Origin of the sequence: Paraburkholderia phenazinium (assembly GCF_900141745.1) — a bacterium.
Lineage (GTDB): Bacteria > Pseudomonadota > Gammaproteobacteria > Burkholderiales > Burkholderiaceae > Paraburkholderia > Paraburkholderia phenazinium_B.
The window spans coordinates 856,558-877,256 of the sequence record NZ_FSRM01000002.1; the positions used below are offsets into that span (position 1 = coordinate 856,558).

The following is a 20,699-nucleotide window of genomic DNA, read 5'->3' on the forward strand; positions in this document are numbered from 1 at the left end:
ACGTACGGAAAACCAACGGTGCCGTTGCAGTCAAAGCGTGACAGGCATTGCCGGCAATCACAGTCACTGATCACACCCATCTCTCGCGCGCCCGCGAAGATGAAAAAATCCGCTTTCGCGACATTCAGGCGCAACCGCGCAAGACCATTTCGTCGCCCACCTGGAGCGGCATCGAATCCGAGCACGTCTCATACAGCGCGAGCTACACGAACGTACGTGAACCGATCCCCTGGCGCACCCTCTCGGGACGTCAACAGCTTTACCAGGATCACCGTGGATGCGCGATTTTGGCGAGTCGCTGTGCGTCTACAAACCACCGATCGATACGCGCAGTACGGTGGGCATCGGGGACACCCGCTCGAACGGCAATCTCGAGATCGCACTGAACTTCCTGACGCCTCATCAGAAATAGGGCATACACAGCACCTACACCGACAATCTGTTGATGCTGACACTCTCGCGCGGAGGCCCCATCGTCTGGGCATCGGAGATCGACGCCAGAAAAATAGGCGTGGTCGATAACGACTGGATTGAAGCGTTCAACGTGAACGGTGTATTGACTGCCCGCGCGGTCTATCGTTTCGGTATGTAAACAACCCGGGGCAGCGAGTTCACACCGATTCCTCAGTTTGCTGGCACATTAAATAATTGCAAATAATCAAATATTTGCTGTATATACTGCATCCAGATAACGCATCCAGAAAAAACTGATGAGCAACAAAACAGTCCAGCGGCTGATGCAGGAAAGCCGGCGCGGTCATCCTATCGATTCAGACATGCTCCGGAACATGGGCATCAGCGCTGCGCTCGCGGCGCATATGGTCAAATCCGGGTGGCTGCAACGGCTCTCGCAGGGCGTCTACCTTTTGACCGGGGACATTCCGACAAGGGACGGTTCGATCGCGTACCTGACTCGACGCATCGCCGGTCTTCACGTTGGGGGGAAAACAGCCCTTTCCTGGCAAGGCGTGCGTCACAACATCGCGTTTCGCGAAAATATTGTGCTGTGGGGTCAGAAGCCCTATCGCATCCCCTCCTGGGTGGACCGGCACCTGATCTACTCATTTCAGACCACTGCCCTGTTTGACGACGACCTGCCCTACGAAAAAGGCCTAAAGCCGCTCCCTGCTGGTGACCCGGAGGTCAAGGTGTCGGTACCCGAGCGAGCCATGCTGGAACTCGCCAGCGACATTGGCAAAGGTCAGTCGATTGAGGAAGCGGGCAACCTGATGGTGAGCCTGCGTAACCTGCGCGCTGACGTGCTGGACGAGTTTTTGAGCCACTGCCACCGGGTGAAGGTTGTCAGGCTCGTCCGTGACCTCGGACTTGAGGCCGATTTTTCGTGGGCTCGAGGACTTCAGAAGCATGTGGACCGTCTTGGCGCCGGGAAAAGATGGTCGAATCAGACAAAAAATGGCCGCATAACACTCAAGCCAGAACGAACGAAATCTACGTAGACACCGTCCGGCTGATGCTGGGCATCGCACCGATCATCACCCCTCTGTTCGCGATGAAAGGTGGAACCGCGTTGAACCTGTTCTTGCAGGAGATGCCTCGCCTCTCTGTCGACATCGATGTGGTCGTGAAGAACCCGAAACTTACCCGTCACGAAGTGTTGTTTAACCATAGGCACTCGATGGCAGGCGTCTACGAGAGTGACTTCGTCGGGATGACGATCGAGACTGTCGGTCTTGATGTACTCGAAGCGACGCAGGAGCGTCCGCATCGGGAACTGCCGACCGCCCTGACCGAACCACACCGCCAGTTCCTGATTTCCCTGCTTCGCACCGAACCCGACTGGTCCCTGATGCCCTACAAGCACCTGAGCAAACTGCCGCCCATAAGGTGGAAACTCATCAATCTCGAAAAGCTCAGAAAGAATAATCCGGCACTGTTCGAGAAGCAGGAGGCCTTGCTGCGTGAGGGCTTTGCCGCTATTGACAGTGGGAAAGAAGCTTCGACCTGACTAGCTGCAATCCGTCCTCGACCGGCCTGCCGAAACAAGAGTGCATGATGAAGAAAGCCGTGCGGAACCGGGGCGGCGCGGGTCGCGGCGAGACAGTCAAGCGCCAGCGCCTGTCCGTAGAGCGTGAGATTGCAGAAGCCATGCGCAAGGTAGAACCCCTTTCCGGAAACTCCAGAGAGCGAGATGTCAACGCGATCTCAACGGCTGGCCTGACAGCCTCCAATAGCGCCTACGAGGCGTTGACTGACGATTTCAAGCAGTCCACGGATGAACTTACGCAACTACAAAGCAATATCAACACCTACGTCAATTTCATATCAACTGCCAGCAGTGTCGTCGCGGGACTTGCCAGCGAGATCCCCTTGGTAGCGATGACGTAGTCCCTTACACTCGGCAGTTCAAGACGGCGTCATTTGATGTCGTCGCAATTTCCGTTCTCCGCAAACTTATCAGCGCCCCTTGACTGTTTTGACGCCGACGTCCGGACTTTGATTGGAGAAAAGCATGTCGGACATACACGTACCGCGATCGAAAAGCGGGCGCACTGAACAGCCCGCTTAACGAGTCTCACCTCATGGCACGGACCGGGCCATCCTCCTGTCGCCGATACTCGTCGGAATCAACATCGTAGGCTCGTCATTTCTTTGGAAAGTCGTCGAGCGTCCCGCTGACTGCCGCAAATTTGCGGTGACCCTCGCCGCCTTCGTACCCGTGCTGGTCGGAACACGCCACCATAACTTGGCAACACACTGATCGTGGCATAAGACCGGCTGCGCCGCTTACATCAGTAGCTTCCCTCCTGCCCGCCGCGATTGCAATTCAGAAGGTCGAGCAAAGGCGCCGCACTTCAACCGACGAGCGCCAATTTTCAAAGGAATTGAGCGCGCGACGCTGCGGTATGGATATTCACGTTTGATTTTTTTCGAATCAGACTACCTAACGGTGCAAATCATTTGCACCCATCTCTCATGATCAACAGACCAACGTCGACGACTGTCGTTAGCTTGTAGTTGGACATAGCCGAATGCCCAAGTCGATTAATTTTTCACGGGTCGAAAGCACTTGTTCGTCAAAGTGGGCAGCAACTCTTCGCTGTTGGCGTCGACGAATGACTGGTCTGAGACAGTGAGCGGGCGTAGCTGTGTCGCGGAGGGGTGAACGGGCGCCTGGAGTCGGTTGACGAACGTCCGCTGTATTTGCTAACCATCGCCAATATGATCTCACCTCTGAGAACCGTTTACTTCCATGATGCCGCTTCCTGGAAGTCCTCACCATCCTGGATACACTCACCTATTTGCAAAGGTTCGAACCGGTGAAATAGCGTGTGTTCGATGTATCACCCTTGGCGAAATATAAATTTCACCCACCTCCGCGTTATCCCGCGTCAGCGGCTCCCGAAAATCCTCACCTATTGTTTTTGCGAGCAGTCCTCCGAGATTTCCTCGCCTCGGAAATCGCTCACCTCCGTGACGTCGTCTCCTGGAAGTCCTCACCATCCTGGATGCGCTCACCTATTTGCAAAGGTTCGAACCGGTGAAATAGCGTGTGTTCGATGTATCACCCTTGGCGAAATATAAATTTTACCCACCTCCGCGTTATCCCGCGTCAGCGGCTCCCGAAAATCCTCACCTATTGTATTTGCGAGCAGTCCTCCGAGATTTCCTCGCCTCGGAAATTGCTCACCTCCGTGACGTCGTCTCCTGGAAGTCCTCACCATCCTGGGTGCGCTCACCTATTCACAAGGTTTCGAACCGGTGAAACAACGGTTCCTCGATGTATCACCGTGGCGGAATGGGAACTTGATTACAGATGCTTCATACCGCCGGCACCGGCTCCTGGAAATCCTCACTTTGTATTGGCTAACCGCTCGCTCAAGGTCTCTTCGTCTCTGGGAATCGCTCACCTCGATTACCTGGAATCCCTCACCATCCTTGAAGCACTCACCTATCCGCAAGGCTTTGAACCGGTGAAATATTGCGGGTTCGAAGTATCCCGTGCGGAGTATTGATTTGGCAGCACCAAATGACAGTGCATAGCATCCATGACTCAGTTGGTAACCGCCCCCCTTCACAAGCCTGGCACACAGGGGAGACGAACCGTCAAAATGGACGGCGACTCTTCTAAGTGCTACCAGCAGCCCTCGACGCAAACTGCGCCGAGCCAGCATTCTCCGCGCGCGAGGCTTCTGCCCGCAAACACCGTCGCTTCGTCCGTGGTCGGTATTTGTCGTCAGTGCTTCCGAGTCGATTGACTTCGCCAACAACGTAACCGTCCGACCGCGACCGTTCTTGACAGCGTGTTGAGTCAGGCGGCGGCGTGGTGAAGCTGATCGGCGACGACCCATGGCAACAGTTCGTCGACGCGATTGCCCATTACTTCGCCATACTCAGTCAGCAATCCCCTCAGACTGTTGATCTGCATCGTTCGGAACTTCACGAGCTGCTGCCGCATGCGATGCATCGCCAAGACCGCCTGCTGCGCCTCAGTCTTTACGGCGACCGCTTTCGCTGGTTGCTGAAGTGCCATCCAGATCGCCCGGGCATCAGCCACGTCATTCTTGTTTCCTGTCACAAACGCCTTGACGAACTTGGCGGGCATTACCTTCACCTGATGCCCCATTTCTATCAGCCGCCGCGCCCAGTGATGCGCACCACTGCACGCTTCCATTCCGATCAGACAAGGCGTGCGATTCGAAAAGTGTTCGAGAAACGCTGCGCGTTTGATCTGTTTGCGAACAATCTCGCCAGTCTCGGGCTCGACCCAATGAAGCTGGAAAACGTACTTCGCGATATCAACACCGACTGCCGTATGCGTCATCTCTGATTCTCCGGTTTGCCTGTCAAGATCCTGATGATCTCCTATCTCGAAGGGTTGCCTGGGTCTCGCTGCGACGCGCGATCATCGTACGGCCGTCAGCGGTGGGAGGGGACCGTTCATTTCATTCCATGATTCCTTTGTGGACACAGTCACATTTGTGCCCCAGGAAAGCATGGCTTCGCCTTCATCGGCCGTCTATACGGTCAGGGTCGGACGGTTACCCAACAACTGTGAGGCTTACGAATGGACAATTCGCATACGCCAGTTTTTTGCACACTCTCCTCGGACCCCTTATGCACAAAGGGAAGTCGAGACTTTTATTTAGTAAAGCGAATTTAGTGAGTGGCCGTAACGGAGAAAAATTGGCGAGATTTGCCTTGCTCGGATCTTGTGCTCCTATTGCCGGCGCCCGCTCCAGCTATGGCTGACAAGGTCAAATTCCATATCGTGAGATCTGTGGTCGCAACTTTATTGTCCGTTTTAGGCAATTTTCCAAAAGTCGCAACTTTATTGTCCCGCGATACCCGCCTCAAAACTTGTACTTCACCTGAAACCCAATGGTGAACGGCAATTGATCGGATGGAATCGGTGGGATAAAAATGAGGTTCGCCCCTACCCGCTTGTAGTCGAACATTACGATCGGCGCCGCCACCGGTCCAACCGTGTGATTGCGGCCCAAACCCCAGTTGCCATAGTTGTAGCCCGAGATAATGCCGCCGATCACCGCGAGTCTGACGAAGCCCCAATGCGCAAACTCCGGCGCCCACAGGCCGCCGCCATAGTACGAAGGGCGCCGCAGCGAGTTGCGAAAGCCACCTGCCGTTACCCCCCATTCGCCGTTGAACCAGCACTCGACGCCAAGGCCGGGATTGAACTCGTTGAAGTGGGTACCGGGATCAGGATCGATGTGATACGAACCGAGCATCGCGTCAAACCATACTCCACCACCACACCAGTCCGCCGCGTGAGCGGTGGATGCCACCGCAAAACTGGCGACGAGCGCCACGAGCGAGCGCCGGATGTTGTTGCTGGTCTGCCGCAAATGCATATCTTCTCCGCCACCGGTCGAGCGCCGGCGTATTGAATGTGCTGGTAATTATCGGGTTGGCCGTCCGTCGCGCACTGTACCTCAACCCGTACGGTCAGTGTTGAGGCGACGCTCGGAAAGATGGGCACGCAGCCTGCGCAGCCGCGCCCAGTCAGCACAATAGCGGAAAGCAGTGGCAGATCGGTGAACGCCCTCAGGCGCTCACCTTTGAGTAGCGGGCCGCGTGCTCATGCGGCCTTTGTCTGAAGTGTCGCTCGCTCGCGCTCACAGCCCCAGGTCCGAGAGTCCCGGATGATCGTCTGGACGGCGTCCCAGCGGCCAATGGTAGAGACGGTCCGCTTCGCGAATCGGCAGATCGTTGATGCTCGCGTGGCGACGCGCCATCAGGCCGTGCTCATCGAACTCCCAGTTTTCGTTGCCGTATGAGCGAAACCAGTTGCCGGCGTCGTCGTGCCACTCGTACGCAAAACGCACGGCGATGCGATTGTCCGTGAAAGCCCACAACTCTTTGATCAGGCGATAGTCGAGCTCTCGCGTCCATTTGCGGCGTAGCAGTCCGACAATCTCCGCGCGGCCCGTCACGAATTCGGCGCGATTGCGCCACACGCTTTGCGGCGTGTAAGCCAGCGATACGCGTTCAGGGTCGCGGGTATTCCAGCCATCTTCGGCACCACGTACTTTCTGGATCGCTGTTTCGCGCGTAAAAGGCGGCACAGGGGGACGGGTTTCGATTGGGTCAGCCATGGTGATTGCTCCAAAGGTCAGGTGGGCGCACGTCGGGAAGGCGGTCGTGCGTGGGTGGATTCCGGGTTCTGCACGCTCAGCGCGTTTATCGCGTTGAGCAAGTGTTCTGCGGCCGCGCGCGCATCCAATGCCGCGTCGGGTTCGCCGCTCACCAGCGCCACGCCAATGGCGCCGTCTATCAGGATCAGCCACTGACGCGCGAGGCGTGCCGCTTGATCACTATCTGCGACGTTGCGCTCGGCCAGGTATTCGTCGCACTGCGTTCGCACGAAGACCAGCAGGCGTTCTTTGTGCTCGCGCGCGACGACGCGGATTGGATCCTCCGCACCGGCGATTTCGCCCGCCGCATTCAGAAACGCGCAACCGTGGAAATCCGCCGAGGCGAACCACTCGCGCAATACGTCGAACATGCCGAGCAGACGCGTGCGCGTGCTCTCTCCATGGCGCAACGTGCCCTGGATAAACCAGTTCATCCAGCGTTCGTCACGTCGCTCGAGCGCTGCGGCGACCAACGCATCCTTCGATCCAAAGTGCGTGTAGAAGCTTTTGCGAGCCGTGCCGGACTGCCGGACGATCGCGTCCACTCCGGTTGCGTGGATACCGCCGGCGTAGATCAGCGCCTCTGTAGCGTCGAGCAGGCGTTCACGCGCGCTGCCGGAGATGAGCGGTTCAGTTGAAGTAGCCATGGACGAAGGGTAGAACGATCATTCTCCTTCGTCAAGAAAAATTCGCCCGTGGGAATTTTTCTGGCGTCGGCAGCGTTAACCTGAAAGTGCACCGTAAGCGCCCGGTCGATGAACGAATGAACGCTTGGGCGTGGGCGTACGGTTTGCGTTATCCTGGCGTGGGCCGAATCAGGGAGCAAAACGATGAAGAAGGACGCTGTTCGTGCAGCTTTGGTGCGCGCGTTGTCGATTGCGGCGGTCGCTACGGCCGCCGCGTGTACGCCGTTGCAGGTCGTCACGCACTCGGTCACGCAGACCGAAGCTAGCGTGCCGACCGGCCAGTACACGCTCGACCCGCATCACTGGAGCGTCACGTTCGATGTCGAGCATCTGAAGTATTCGCGCTTCACGATGCGTTTCGACCGCGCCACCGCCCAGCTTGACTGGAACGCGGGCGGCCTCGACAAGAGTTCGGTGGACGTGAACATCGACGCTGCCAGCCTCGACACCAACGTGCCGCTACTCGACAAGCAGGTCAAAAGCGACAGCGTGCTCGACGTGACACAGTATCCGCAGATCCACTTCGTCAGCACCGGTTTTGAGCGGACCGGCGACGCGCGCGGCAAGCTCACCGGCAATCTGACAATCCATGGAGCGACGCAACCGGTGACGCTCGATGTGGTGTTCAACGGCTTCGGCCCGGATCCACTCACCAAACAGGACACGCTCGGCTTTTCCGCCGAGGGCACGTTCAACCGGTCGAAGTTCGGGCTAGCGACGTGGTATCCGGCCGTGGGCGACGACGTACACGTGCGGATTCAGGCGGAATTCGTCAGGCCGGCCGCGGGCGCCTGAGGGGCGCCGCGCCGCGCGGTGCGGTGCGGTGCGGTGCGGTGCGGTGTGGTTTGGTTTGGTGCAGTAGAAGTCAGGCGGTCCAGTCGAGAATCACCTTGCCGCTCTCTCCCGAGAGCATCGTGGCGAAGGCACGCTGGTAATCGCTGACAGGGAAGTGGTGCGTGAGGATCGGCGACAGGTCCAGCCCGCTTTGCAGCATCGCGATCATCTTGTACCAGGTCTCGAACATCTCGCGGCCGTAGATGCCCTTGATTTCCAGACCCTTGAAGATCACCTGGTTCCAGTCGATCGCCGTCTGCGCAGGAGGAATGCCGAGCAACGCAACCTTGCCGCCGTGATTCATGGCTTCGAGCATGCTGGTGAATGCACTTGGCACACCTGACATTTCGAGGCCGACGTCGAAGCCTTCGGTCATGTGCAGATCGGCCATCACGTCGCGCAGCGATTCGCGCGAGACGTTCACCGCACGTGTCGCGCCCATCTTGCGAGCGAGTTCGAGCCGGTAATCGTTGACGTCGGTAATCACGACGTTGCGCGCACCGACGTGTTTCGCAATCGCCACCGCCATGATGCCGATCGGACCTGCACCCGTGATCAGCACGTCTTCGCCAACCAGGTTGAACGATAGCGCTGTATGCGTCGCGTTGCCGAACGGATCGAAGATCGCGGCGAGGTCATCGGAGATTTCCGGTGGAATCTTGAAGGCATTGAATGCCGGAATCACCAGATACTCCGCGAATGCGCCTTCGCGATTCACACCCACGCCAACGGTATTGCGGCACAGATGCCGGCGTCCCGCGCGACAGTTACGGCAGAAACCGCAGGTGATATGGCCTTCGCCCGAAACGCGATCGCCGATCGCAAAGCCGCGGACTTCCTGGCCCATTTCGACGATCTCGCCGACATACTCGTGACCGACGTGCATCGGCACGGGGATCGTCTTTTGCGCCCAGTCGTCCCACTTCCAGATGTGAATATCCGTACCGCAGATGGCCGTGCGCTTGATGCGGATCATCACGTCGTTATGGCCGACTTCGGGCTTGGGCACATCCGTCATCGTCAGGCCGGGAGCGCGTTCGAGTTTTGCGAGTGCTTTCATATGCGCCTCCTGGTCAGATGATGCCGAGCGAACGGCCGACGCGTGCAAATGCATCCACGGCGCGGTCAATCTGTTCGGACGTGTGCGCGGCGCTCATCTGCGTGCGAATGCGCGCGCGGCCCTTCGGCACCACCGGGAACGAAAAGCCGATCACGTATACGCCTTCTTTCAGCAGTTCATCAGCCATGCGTGAGGCAAGTTGCGCGTCGCCGAGCATCACCGGGATGATCGGATGTTCGCCCGGAACCAACGTGAAGCCGAGCGCGCTCATCTTGCTGCGGAAGTGCGCGCCGTTAGCCCGCACGCGATCACGCAGTTCGGCGCCTTCCGCGCTCGCGAGCAGCTCAAGCACCTTGAGCGAAGCGGCAGCGATACTTGGCGTGAGCGTGTTGGAAAACAGATAGGGACGCGAGCGTTGCCGCAACAGTTCGACGATCTCCTTGCGTGCCGCCACATAGCCACCCGATGCGCCGCCCAGTGCCTTGCCGAGTGTGCCCGTGATGATGTCGACGCGCGACAGCACGCCGCAATGCTCCGGTGTGCCGCGGCCGTGTTCGCCAATGAATCCAACCGCATGCGAATCGTCCACCATCACCAGCGCGCCGTAACGATCGGCCAGATCGCAGATGCCGGCGAGGTTGGCGATGATGCCGTCCATCGAGAACACGCCGTCTGTGGCGATCAGCTTGAAGCGCGCGCCGGCGGCATCGGCTTCTTTCAGTTTTGCTTCGAGATCGGCGAGATCGTTGTTCTTGTAGCGAAAGCGCTTGGCCTTCGACAGTCGCACACCGTCGATGATACTGGCGTGATTCAACTCGTCGCTGATGATCGCATCCGATTCGTCGAGCAACGTTTCGAACAGGCCACCGTTTGCATCGAAACAGCTCGAGTAGAGAATGCAGTCGTCAGTTTGCAGGAACGCGGCGAGCGCCTGCTCCAGTTCCTTGTGAACGGTCTGCGTGCCACAGATAAAACGCACCGACGCCATGCCGAAACCGTCGCGATCGAGTCCGTCTTTGGCGGCTTCGATCAGGCGCGCGTCGTCGGCAAGACCCAGATAATTATTCGCGCAGAAGTTCAGGACGTCGGTGCCGTTTGCGAGCCGCACGTCAGCCGATTGCGGGCTGGCGATTACGCGCTCAGTCTTGTAAAAACCGTCGGAACGGATCTGCTCGAGCGTGCTGCGCAAATGGGCGAGGTAGGGTTCACGCATACATCGGGCTCCTGTAGGGGCGGTGGACCGCGTGGCCGTGATGTTCGGCACTGTGGCGGCCTGCTATAGTCGGATAATGGTTTTATCGAACAATTTCGATTTTTCGAACTTAAGTTCGGTATGTCGAACAACTTTAAACGATAGGTCAAAAAATGGCAAGTTCGGGAACCCGGCGCGCAGCAACCGGCGCTGCACCCACTTTAGCCCAAACTGTCGCGGCACCGCCGCGGGTAGGCGAACAGATCCAGCGGCTGCGAAGCGAACGCCGCATGACGCTCGATGACCTGTCGCGCGCGGCCGGCGTGTCGAAGTCGATGTTGTCGGAAATCGAGCGTGACAAGGCCAATCCCACCATCGCGGTGGCATGGCGGCTAACCAACGCTTTGGGCGTCAGTCTCGATTCGCTGTTCGCGCCGCAAAAGGCGCCCGAGGCGATCGCCGTTTCGGGTCCGCACGAAATCCCGACGTTGAGCGGGCACGACGCTAAATATCAGTTGCGCGTGTGGGGGCCGATCGAGCTGGCGGGCAAGTTCGAGTGGTACGAGTTGACGCTGCAGGCTGGCGGAGCGCTGGTCTCGAACGCGCATGAACCGGGCACGCGCGAACATTTGACTGTGCTGCATGGGTCGATCGAGATCGAGGCTGCCGGTACCACCAGGCGGTTAAAGGCGGCAGATACGGCACGCTACGTCGCAGACGAACCGCACGCTATCCGCAATGCCGGGAAAAGCGAGGCGAAGGCTTTACTCGTGGTGATTCATGGATAGTCGGCGGGCACGGCCGCGCTGTACCTCCTCCAGTCCTGATATGCGAGCGGAATGAACACACGCGCTTGAGTACTTGGCCGTTCGGCCGAGGTTGCTTTGGGTACTGTATATTTGTACAGTATACGCAGACTGACCGGAGCCGAAATGAACGAACTCACATCTCATCATGCCGACCAAGGACTGGCTGCGCTGCGTTTCCAGGCCGCGGCGCGCGATCTTGAACACATCGTCCGCAGCGTCGCTGCTCGCTATATCGTCCAGCAAGTACCGTTAACCTGGCGGCTACTGCACGCCATCGAGGCGGAAGCGCTCGCTGACCTTGGTTTCGCCGGCCGGCACGACGCGCTGATGCTTGGGTTGTTCCAGCGTCCTTCTGCGCTTCCTTATCCGGAAACTGACGAGCCTGTGGATTTCGGCGCGTCGAACGCTTTGCCAGCCGTGTTCGCGTTTGCGGTATGTGTATATGAAGAGGCCCATCGCAGGGCCGCGCAAGCGGCGCCCACTCGCGGCACGCCTCGCCGCGCGCGGGCGTGGGGTGGGTGAGTCCCAAGGATCGGGTGGGTCTGCCCTGGTTTGATCTGTTAGATAGGTTTGTTCTCGGTCTGGAGTAGACTGACCTACAATGATACGCAACTAACAGTAGATCATTTCATGGCCGCTCCCCACTCGCCCGGCTCCGCCGACCGAGACATCCCAGCTACCGATCTCTTCGACCAGGAACGCGAAGACTGGCGTCGCGATCCGCGCATCGCCTTCGACGCATGGCTCGCCAAACAGCACTTTCGTCGATCTTCGGCCGAGGTGTACCAGGCACAGTGGGGACTCTTTCTTGACTGGCTAAAAGTTAGGCATGCCAATCTGATCACCGTCGACGGAAAAACCATTGCCGACTTTGTTGCCGGACTGGCAATCCGAAAACCGCAGCGTGTACGGTATTTACGTTTGATCGAACGGGTGCTCGACCACGTTCGTGAGATCGAATCCGCGTCAACGAACCCCGCGCGATTTATCGCGCAGGACGGCGAGGCCGCCTGGCGCAATGCACGCGACAACGAGCCCACGGGTTTTCTCACTACCCACGAGCGAGCACTACTGATCGCACATCTGTTCTCGCCGGTGACCGACCTCACTGCGGCTCAGCGTTGGAGGGAACGTCGCGATCGGGCGTTGATTGCTGTGTTCCTTGGTGGAGGATTGAAAACAGGTGAAGCTCGAACGCTTACGGTTAGTTGCGTTGTAGCGGGGTCGCCTTGGGTCATAGTCGAGTCACCCAATCCAATGATGACCCGGCGCACACGGTTATCGCCATTTGCCATCGCTGCGCTCGACGCATGGCTCGCGGAGCGGCGCCTGTGTGAACTCGCCGGCAATCTCGTATTTCCGGCGTCTCCTTCTGGACGGCCAATGCACAAGGCAACGATGCTGCGTTCTATCGATGCATTGATCGACGCTGCTGGCTTCGCCGAGTCGCGCGAATCGCGGGCAAGTCCGCAGACCTTACGCAATACCTTCGCCGCCGATCTGTTTGAGACGGGCGTCGCGCCGGATCTGGTGGGTGAGTGGCTAGGATTCATGCAGCCGGTTTCTGCGGCTCGACTCCACCGGGCATGGAAGGCATGGTCGGATCAGCAGAAAATTCCGACCTGCGACGAGGCAGATTCCACCGGGCCCTCTGGAAGGACAAGTCCGCGTGGCGGGCCTTCGACTGGTTAACAGTGTGAAAATCAGCCCGGAAAGGCTCACCTTTCCGGTCCCGAATTACCTCACCTTTCGCCGGATGCCGAGATGACCACGAGGTGAAGTGAGTGTGGTTACGCTACGGAACTCACCGGCCTAACGGCCAAAAACCGCGTGACGGCCTCGAGCCGTGAATGTCCGAGCCCTGACGAGTGCTCACACTCGGGACACTGAAGTTCGAACCGGTGATCGACTTCAGAGAGCTCGGGTTCACCTTCCTCGCATTTTGGACAACGCAACGGAAGCGTGACATGACCGTCGGCAACCGTGCCGATCGTCGCGAGGTCATCGGCACTCAAGCGGCCGGTATTGGCAAGCGTGCACAACAGGGCGGCGACTTCCGGATCTACGCCTTGCTGCGCGCGTAGCAGCGCAATTTCACCTGTTAGTGCATCGAGCTCGTCGGACTGTTCGCGCAGTTGAGCGTCCAGCCGGTCGCCTCGCGCTTTTGCCGCAGCGATTTGCTGAATGAACTCGAATTCTTTCCGGCTGGCATCGCGAACGCCGGACTGATAGGTCGCCGCCATGCTTCGTAACGAATCGAGCTCAACAAGCATGGGCTTGACGCGGCGCTCGGCCTCGGCCACGGCGTCCTTGATCTGTTGCGCGTAATGCTCGGTGCTTTGACGCAGTTCGTTATGCAATGTATCGATGCGGTCGCGCAGCGCGGCGTTGGTGGACTGCTCCGTTTCGAGACGTTTGCGGAGAGCCTCGTTTTCGGCGTCGAGACGCCGGACGCTTGCCTGCAAACTGTCCTGATGAACACTGCCGTGGGTATTGGCTGTGGCCAGCTCCGCTTCGAGCATCCGAACCCGTTCCCAGGCGGCATCAGCACGTGCGTCACTTCGACGAATCGCATCTTCCGATGCCTGCCGGCGAATCTCAGCTTCTCTCGTTTCGCGTTCCGCGGCGGCGATCTGTGCCTGGATGTCCTCGCGTTCGCCGTCGAGGGTCGAGCGCGCGTGTTCGATGGCTTCCTCGAATAACGCTCCGAGTAATTCACCCGCGCGATCTTCAAGTGCTTTCGGGATAGTTCCAGCACCGATTCGAACACGGGATGCACCGCGAATCCGTTCCCAGAAGCTATCAATGTCTTTGGGGATATCGCTGGCACTTCCGGTTTGGGTCAGATCTCGGACCGCTGCCATGGACGGCCGAATGCCCAGATCAAAAAACAGACGCTTGCAGGCATGAAGCGATAATTCTTGCCGGCGTGCGCCGCTCTCACGCATCGATTCCAGCTCCCGGCGGATCGCCTGACGCTCTTCGTCCAGATTCATTTACACCTCGAGGTTGCCCGATTTCGATAAATCATAACAATTTACGTAGCATTTGCTACAAGTTTATCGGGGTGCGATGCATTCTTGCTGATCGGTGACTGATTTGGTGGAAGTGAACGCTGCGGTAGTTGCGTTGGGTGGAATTTCCGTGAAACAAAACTAAGAATAGCCAATAACCCATTGGATAGAAAAGAGTTTTTTACCTTTTCAGTCGTGCAGAGACTGTTTCACGAAGCGGAATGCGGGGCGGGTGTGGGATTCCGGTTTGTCCGAAGGACGCGCGGGGTGGAAATTCTTGAGAGTAATAAAAGTAAACACCCTTGAACCCTTATTAAAAACGTTAACGCCACGGCAGAGCCTTACCAGGCAAGGGTTTGCGGGCAGTCAGGTGAATCTTTACGGGAGACTGGGTGAGGAGTTGCGGGATGGGCGGGTGATGGGGTTCAGGGACCGGGGTGAGGACCTGCGGGACAGTGAGTGAGCGGCTTCAGGAGACGCTTACAAGACGGCATCTAATGATAGGTGAGGTTTTGCGGGACCTGGCGGGCCGTGCAGGCCCACTGGACGTAAAAATGATCTCACAGACTCGAGATCGGTGCGGTGAGCGCTTTCGGGAGGGCTTTTTGTCCCTCTTTTTGGCGCAGATTTGGGGTGTCGGAAGCCCTCGGTGAGACAACGCAGGAGAAAACGCGTACCCAAGGTGAGGCTTTTCGGGGAATCGCCCGCTTTTATGCCCGAATTTTGTGCACTGATTACCCTAAGGTGAGGGTTTGCGGGAGCTACTCCATATTTTTAAGCCCTTGAGGTGCCGAAAGAACCAGGCGAGAGACTTCGAGGTGCCAAGGTGAGCCTATACGGGAGGCTGCCAAGGGGAGCTAGATGATGATCGGAAAACTCACCGCCAAGCCATAAGGTGAGTGTTTTCGGGATTCATCCGGATGCGAAAAATCCCTCCAGGTGAGGTTTTTCGGGAGGAAGTTTGTGGTTACTTCTGTGGAAAAGCCTACACAGCTTGATTGGTGAAGAAGGATCGCACGGCCTTGGTTCGTCGATGGTGAGGTTTTACGGGAGAGTGCTGCGATGCAGGAATCTGATAACGGTTGTTCGGACAGAACCGTTAAGGTGAGGTTTTGCGGGACCTGATTATTTCAAGCGTTACTCGACGTAGTTTCTGTAACTATATGAAAATGCTACATTTTTCCCCGATATCGAGGATGGGTGAGACTTTTCGGGAGCCTGAAACGGTGCTGGTGCATGCTAGCCCTCGAGCGGAAGGCAAAGTGTGATTAAGCTCAAAGGTGAGGATTTTCGGGAGTGCTTCGGTGGCCTGCTCGTATGTGATTTGCTGTGAGCCGAGTGTTTTCGCGGGTTCACGAGAGGTCTAAGGTGAGGGTTTTCGGGGGCGGTTGGAAAAGGATTACGTCCGCAGAGGGATCGCCGTTCTGTTCGTAAGAGCGGCGACCCCGTCTGCATCTGGCGGGATGGCGTTGGATGCTGCTTCGATCCGGCCAGCAGCGGGCTTCGGTGCGATCGAGCGTCCTTCCTGTCCTGCTTAAAGTGCCGGGGAGCGCGCCGTCTATGCAAGGCCGGATGGCGGCCTTGGCGCCGCTCTCAGGTCTTTCCGTGGACGGGCGCGTGCGGGAGTGCTTAATATGGCCGCCCGGTTATGGTGCGCTTGCCACGATGTGAGCACTTCACCCTCGACCCCTCTTCCGGCGGGATGAAAACCTGGGACCAGGCGACCCCCAGGAGTGCGAATCAAGTCGTGAATTTACGACTTTTTTTATGGTGAGCCGATACGGGAGCGAAACCCTCCCTTTCGCAACGCACCATGGAACAGGGGGTTTTTGCCTGGCCCGCGACGAGCAACGAACCCCGCGACCTGGCCTTAAACAGTAGAGGTGAGAGTTTTCAGGAGTGAATCGAGGTGAGTCGCGATCCGTAAACTCACTTCACCGGGAATGGTGAGATGGCCCCTATAGACGTGCTTCACCACAGCCGGTATGCTTCCGCCAAATCCCTCCTCGACCCGACGCATGGCCACGACGAAGCGCGCGAAGAAGACTGATGTGGTGAGCCCGAGCTCAGCCGAATTGCGCAAAGCCGTCGAGGCGATCGCGATTCAGCCCAAGAGCGGGAAGATCACCCTCCTCACCCGAAAGCTGTTCAACGTTCTGCTTGCTGTCGCCCAGCAGGCAGACGAGTCCGGCGACACCTACCGCGCTTTGCTTTCGGACATTGTCGCCAACTCGGCATTCGACTCGAACGATACCGCGCTGGTCAAAGAACACCTGCGGCGGATGGTGTCGGTGCAGGTGGAATGGAGCACCGGCACGTCTAGCCAGAAGCCCGGCCGCAAATGGGGCATCTCGACGCTAATCGCAGACGCGGAAATTCTCGAGGATCCGACTACCCGGCGCGTATGGGTGGAATTCTCGTTCGCACCTAAGATCAAGAAAAAGCTGCTCGACCCTGTCCAGTACGCGCGGTTGAGTCTGCAGTTCCAAAGCCAATTGCGAAGTAGCGCGGGCTTGGCGCTATATGAGATCTGCGTGCGCTATCTGACCAATCCGAGTCACCTCACGATGCGCGAGTCGTGGGAATGGTGGCGCCCAATTCTCTCCGGCACGCCCGACACCGAAGCGGGAGACGAGGCAAAGCGCGAGTACAAGTACTTCAAGCGCGACTACCTGCGGCCAGCTATTGCCGAAGTCAACGCGGTCACCAACATCTTTGTCGAGCTGATCGAACATCGGGAAGGCCGTCGCGTCGCCGAGATCCAGTTCCGCGTGACGGAGCGTAAGCAGCCGATGCTGGCGCTCGACGAACATCCGAACGTCTTCGACAGCACGCTCGTCGACCGCATGGTCAAGATCGGAATTCCGCTCAAGGAAGCCCAGACGCTTTACGCGGATAGCGAGGAAAACCGGATTCGCGCCGCGTTGCAGATGACGGAACAGCGCATGCGCAGTACCTCGCTGCCACCGGTACGCAGCGCGCCGGCGCTTTTCAAGGATGCATTGAAGAAAGGCTATGCGCCGCCAGTCGAATCACTGGTGTCGGGCAGCGCCGGCAAGGCGGCGGTGGCAGCGCCGGCGGACGATCTCAAGGCGCGCCTGCTTGGCGAATACTCGGGTTATCGTCGCAAGGAAGCGCGGGCGCTCTACGATGAACAGGGTGAAAACGAGCGGGAAATTGCGCGCCGGTCGTTCGAGGACGACGAGTTGCCGGGTCTTGGTTCGCACATGCGCGACGACTGGCGCCGTCGCGGACTCGACTCGAAGATTGTTGAAACCGCGTTCTTCGACTGGCTGGCCCGCAAGACCTGGGGTGAGCCAACCGATGGCGACCTGCTTGCTTTCACCTTGAGCCAGTCCCGCGCCGCGTGAAGCTTCCTAGCTGCTAATTGCCAGTGCGGCGTCGTTGCGACGCCGCACCAACAGGTTACTTCGGCAGCAACATCTGCTCGATCTGCCTGAGGATGTCGTCGCGCTTTTCCTTTGACAGACCCTTCAGTCGGAGTTCGATACGGTCGTCTCCATACGACTTCAGATCTCCCACCGACACGCCATCCAGCTTGATCTCAAGACGCTGCGCGTAGCGTTGTCGTCCCGCCGGTTTGGTGTTTTCCTGCGCGCTGGCCCGCCCTTTAACGATGTCGGCAACCTGGCGCGTGCTCAGATCATCAGAGAGGATCTTGTTGATCAGACGCAACGTGGCGTCCGAGCCGCGAGCGCCGTGGTATCGGCCAACCTGATAGGCCATGTTCGACCCGAAGCGATCCGTTCTTGCGACCATCTCCTGCATCACTACCTCTGGCAACTTGGCAATGGACAAGGCCACTGCGACAGTCGACTCATCCAGTCCCAGATGCTCGGCCAGTTCCTTCTGACTCTGGAAGTACTTTTCGTCCAGAAAACGCTTCCAGACGACCGCGTTGTCGAACACTGTCTGCGAGTCGCGCTGAACGTTGAGATCGTAGCCGAGCTTGTAGCTCTCGAGACCGATCGGCAGATCGATGACGATTGCCTTCACCGACTCCTTGTTGGCTTCCTTGAGCGCACGCACCCGTCGTCCGCCATCGCTCACGAAATACGTGCCCGGGTTGTCGTAGTCGGGGATCACGTGGATCGCCTGCTGCTGGCCCTGCTTTGCCAGATTGACAGCCAACTCGGCGATCGATGTCTTCAGATAAAAGTGGCGCGGATTGAACGGACTGGGCTTGATCGCCTTCAACGCGATCTCAATCACCTGCCCGGGACGATATCCATTCTCGACGCGCCACGCACGGTACGCGGCAGATTCATTCAGCGTTTCCGCCAATTCGGCTTCGGTAGCGGGCGGTGCGGAGACAGGCTGACTCGATCGGCCCGCGATGTTGCTCACCTTCGGAGCATTTTGCACCAGGCCATCAATGGCGTTGAGGCGGTCGAGGGCAGTCCGCTTCTCGCTGGTCGTCGTGTCCGGACGTGCTTGAAAGCCTTTGGCGAATTGGGAGGGTTTCATTCAGTGTCCTTTATGCGCATAAATTCAGGGGAGCAGGGCGGCGATCTCGTCGGCGAACGCACGTACTTCGGCGGCCGCGAGCTTGGCGCCGCGGTCATTCATCTGCAGCACAGTCTGCCCGAGCGCCATGGCCTGCTTATAGGCTTCGCGGGTAGGAATCTGGGTCTTGAGCAGCGGAAAACCTAGTTCTTCCAGCGCACGCTTGAGTTCGCGGGTCAGCATCCGCTTCTCTTCGGTCTTGTTGAGCAGAAAGACAGCGCGCAGGTCTTCGTTCATTGACTGGGCTTGCTGAATCAGCTTGACCAGTCCCACGCTCGACCAATAATCGGCCGGGGACGAAGAGGTCGGGATGATGGCTACGGTAGCGGCGAGCAGGACGACGCCGGAGACTTTCTCGGTGATGGATGGCGGGCAGTCTACGACGATGATGTCATAGTCGCCGACGAACTTCTTGATCTCGCGGTGGATCTGGCCACCGAACTCGGAGAGATTGACGACCGGAAAAGGGATGCCCGATTCGCTGTCCGATGATGCGCTCGTCCAGTGGACCAGAGTGTTTTGCCCGTCAGCGTCGACGACGAGGACCCGCTTACCTTTCTCATGGAACGCAGCGCCGAGGTGCATCGCGATTGTGCTTTTCCCGACTCCACCCTTCTGTTGAGTTACCGCGATGATTTCTGCTGCCAATCTTCACCTCTCTTTTTAGACGCTGATGGATTTTACCTTGATGAATTTGTATTTCAATCTGTTTTGTCGTTAACGTGCGACGCGTTAGCCATTCGGCCAAGGTTTATGCGCATAAAGAGGCCGGTTGGTTGGCGAGTGGGTGGTGGCAGCGAGTCGCAACAGGAATAGGACGGATAGTTGCGAGGTCCGTTTGCGTGAATATGACGTTGTGCTGTGGCGGTTACGTGGCGGTGATTGGGGAAGTCGTGTGGGGCCGTGTCCTGACCCAGCCCGATCAATATCGGGAACGATTGGAGGCGCTGGCGAATGACTGCCTCCGCGCTCGGTGATATCTGGGAGCAGATTGCTATGACTTAGCGGCTGGCTTGGGCCTACTGCTCCTTGCCGGTGGGGAGGAGGTGATCGCGCAGGGCACGGACCTTATGCGCATAAACGCGATCCACCGCAGCCGGCTACGAGAATCTGGGGGCTGCCGTCGCAGATGTACATCGCCCAGCGGACGTAAGGTGCTCCCTGCCTCGTTCGACCATTGCTCGGGCAGTACACCTCTCACTTTCAATGTCACCGTCCCGGCTACGTAACATCGCGGCTTTACCACCCGCGAGCCCTTCCACGGGGCGCATTCCCGACACCTCACCCATAAGCGGCCCAGAGCCCAACCAACATCGCACGACGGCCACTAAGCTAGCCACCAACATTTCGCAAAAAACCGTATAAACAAAACTTCGCGATTGAATCTACACCTACCCCGGCAGCCAACCCCACCCATCCACAGCCTTAATTTCACCTCACAATCAACGCTAAAATCGCCACCGCTCTCCAGCCAGCCCGCATCCAACCAAAACACCACCATGATCACGATCTATCACAACCCCCGCTGCTCCAAGTCACGAGCTGCAGTCGACCTGATCACCAACAGCCTCAACGTCGCAAGCGAGCCCATAGAGATCGTGGAATATCTGAAGCACCCGCTATCCTCCGCGCAACTGAAAACACTGAACGCAATGCTCGGTTGCCCCGTCCGCGAAATGCTGCGTAACTCCGAGAGCGTCTACGAAGAACTCGACCTTGACCGCACCGACCTCTCCGACGATCAGTTATACGAAGCGATTGAAAAACACCCCATCCTGATGCAGCGTCCCGTCGTCGTTCGCAATGGTCGAGCGATCATCGGACGGCCACCCGAGAACGTCGAACCGTTGTTCATCTGAATCCCTCACTTACGCCCGGCTCCGCTACGCCGAACCGCTGACGCCCGCTACAATCGCCGTCATCCGCGCGTGGCCGCGGAGGCGTCAATCAACACAAAGGGACA

The 20,699-nt window shown here is 58.2% G+C and carries 17 protein-coding genes and 2 pseudogenes; 10 read left to right on the forward strand and 9 right to left on the reverse strand.

All coding sequences use genetic code 11. The features are described from left to right. Nucleotides 1–8 precede the first annotated feature (8 nt). The 4 genes and pseudogenes from BUS06_RS38320 to BUS06_RS23890 form a co-directional block, all read left to right on the forward strand. Nucleotides 9–574 (forward strand): annotated as a pseudogene (locus tag BUS06_RS38320) (molybdopterin dinucleotide binding domain-containing protein); the annotation flags it as partial. A 136-nt stretch (nucleotides 575–710) separates the two neighbouring features. Next, nucleotides 711–1,457: a type IV toxin-antitoxin system AbiEi family antitoxin domain-containing protein gene (locus BUS06_RS23880; RefSeq protein WP_074266890.1), complete on the forward strand. Its 747-nt coding sequence runs from the start codon at nucleotides 711–713 to the stop codon at nucleotides 1,455–1,457. Continuing rightward, entirely contained in the window at nucleotides 1,394–1,966 is a 573-nt protein-coding gene (locus BUS06_RS23885; RefSeq protein ID WP_083611572.1) for a nucleotidyl transferase AbiEii/AbiGii toxin family protein, read from the forward strand. Before BUS06_RS23880 ends, BUS06_RS23885 begins: the two co-directional genes overlap by 64 nt. 44 nt (nucleotides 1,967–2,010) lie before the next feature. Next, nucleotides 2,011–2,346 carry a hypothetical protein gene (locus BUS06_RS23890; RefSeq protein ID WP_143787646.1) on the forward strand — a complete coding sequence of 112 codons (336 nt, stop codon included), beginning with the start codon at nucleotides 2,011–2,013 and terminating at the stop codon, nucleotides 2,344–2,346. 1,954 nt (nucleotides 2,347–4,300) lie between these two features. Here the strand turns inward: BUS06_RS23890 and BUS06_RS23895 are convergent. The 4 genes and pseudogenes from BUS06_RS23895 to BUS06_RS23910 all read right to left on the reverse strand — a co-directional run. Further along, nucleotides 4,301–4,783 (reverse strand): annotated as a pseudogene (locus BUS06_RS23895) (IS110 family transposase); the annotation flags it as partial. Nucleotides 4,784–5,312: 529 nt separating this feature from the next. Beyond that, the gene (locus BUS06_RS23900) at nucleotides 5,313–5,831 is read right to left on the reverse strand and encodes a hypothetical protein (RefSeq protein ID WP_074266893.1); all 519 of its coding nucleotides are present in this window, start codon (nucleotides 5,829–5,831) and stop codon (nucleotides 5,313–5,315) included. A 264-nt stretch (nucleotides 5,832–6,095) separates the two neighbouring features. Beyond that, complete coding sequence (locus BUS06_RS23905; protein ID WP_074266894.1) at nucleotides 6,096–6,575, reverse strand: nuclear transport factor 2 family protein; 480 nt, start codon at nucleotides 6,573–6,575, stop codon at nucleotides 6,096–6,098. A 17-nt stretch (nucleotides 6,576–6,592) separates the two neighbouring features. Then, nucleotides 6,593–7,261: a TetR/AcrR family transcriptional regulator gene (locus BUS06_RS23910; protein WP_074266895.1), complete on the reverse strand. Its 669-nt coding sequence runs from the start codon at nucleotides 7,259–7,261 to the stop codon at nucleotides 6,593–6,595. 183 nt (nucleotides 7,262–7,444) lie between these two features. On the opposite strand from BUS06_RS23910, the gene BUS06_RS23915 reads away from it, so the two are divergent. Then, entirely contained in the window at nucleotides 7,445–8,095 is a 651-nt protein-coding gene (locus BUS06_RS23915; protein WP_074266896.1) for a YceI family protein, read from the forward strand. 70 nt (nucleotides 8,096–8,165) lie between these two features. On the opposite strand, the gene tdh is transcribed toward BUS06_RS23915, so the two are convergent. Further along, nucleotides 8,166–9,194 (reverse strand): L-threonine 3-dehydrogenase, encoded by a 1,029-nt coding sequence (tdh, locus tag BUS06_RS23920; protein ID WP_074266897.1) that lies wholly within the window; start codon nucleotides 9,192–9,194, stop codon nucleotides 8,166–8,168. 13 nt (nucleotides 9,195–9,207) lie between these two features. Beyond that, the gene (locus tag BUS06_RS23925; protein ID WP_074266898.1) at nucleotides 9,208–10,407 is read right to left on the reverse strand and encodes a glycine C-acetyltransferase; all 1,200 of its coding nucleotides are present in this window, start codon (nucleotides 10,405–10,407) and stop codon (nucleotides 9,208–9,210) included. 152 nt (nucleotides 10,408–10,559) lie between these two features. Here BUS06_RS23925 and BUS06_RS23930 point away from each other — a divergent pair, with 152 nt between their 5' ends. The 3 genes from BUS06_RS23930 (at nucleotide 10,560) to BUS06_RS23940 (ending at nucleotide 12,887) form a co-directional block, all read left to right on the forward strand. After that, nucleotides 10,560–11,174 carry a helix-turn-helix domain-containing protein gene (locus BUS06_RS23930; protein WP_074266899.1) on the forward strand — a complete coding sequence of 205 codons (615 nt, stop codon included), beginning with the start codon at nucleotides 10,560–10,562 and terminating at the stop codon, nucleotides 11,172–11,174. Nucleotides 11,175–11,318: 144 nt separating this feature from the next. Further along, a complete protein-coding gene (locus BUS06_RS23935; RefSeq protein WP_074266900.1) occupies nucleotides 11,319–11,717 on the forward strand; it encodes a DUF2471 family protein in 399 nt (132 codons plus the stop codon). 108 nt (nucleotides 11,718–11,825) lie between these two features. Beyond that, a complete protein-coding gene (locus BUS06_RS23940) occupies nucleotides 11,826–12,887 on the forward strand; it encodes a tyrosine-type recombinase/integrase (RefSeq protein ID WP_074266901.1) in 1,062 nt (353 codons plus the stop codon). A 98-nt stretch (nucleotides 12,888–12,985) separates the two neighbouring features. On the opposite strand, the gene BUS06_RS23945 is transcribed toward BUS06_RS23940, so the two are convergent. Next, nucleotides 12,986–14,191: a DNA-binding protein gene (locus BUS06_RS23945; protein ID WP_074266902.1), complete on the reverse strand. Its 1,206-nt coding sequence runs from the start codon at nucleotides 14,189–14,191 to the stop codon at nucleotides 12,986–12,988. 2,003 nt (nucleotides 14,192–16,194) lie between these two features. Here BUS06_RS23945 and BUS06_RS23955 point away from each other — a divergent pair. After that, a complete protein-coding gene (locus BUS06_RS23955; protein WP_367946968.1) occupies nucleotides 16,195–17,580 on the forward strand; it encodes a replication initiation protein in 1,386 nt (461 codons plus the stop codon). Between the two features lie 55 nt (nucleotides 17,581–17,635). On the opposite strand, the gene BUS06_RS23960 is transcribed toward BUS06_RS23955, so the two are convergent. Beyond that, entirely contained in the window at nucleotides 17,636–18,697 is a 1,062-nt protein-coding gene (locus tag BUS06_RS23960; RefSeq protein WP_074266905.1) for a ParB/RepB/Spo0J family partition protein, read from the reverse strand. 24 nt (nucleotides 18,698–18,721) lie between these two features. Then, entirely contained in the window at nucleotides 18,722–19,384 is a 663-nt protein-coding gene (gene parA / locus BUS06_RS23965) for a ParA family partition ATPase (protein ID WP_074266906.1), read from the reverse strand. A gap of 851 nt (nucleotides 19,385–20,235) precedes the next feature. On the opposite strand from parA, the gene arsC reads away from it, so the two are divergent. Then, a complete protein-coding gene (gene arsC / locus BUS06_RS23970; protein ID WP_074266907.1) occupies nucleotides 20,236–20,595 on the forward strand; it encodes an arsenate reductase (glutaredoxin) in 360 nt (119 codons plus the stop codon). Nucleotides 20,596–20,699 lie beyond the last annotated feature (104 nt).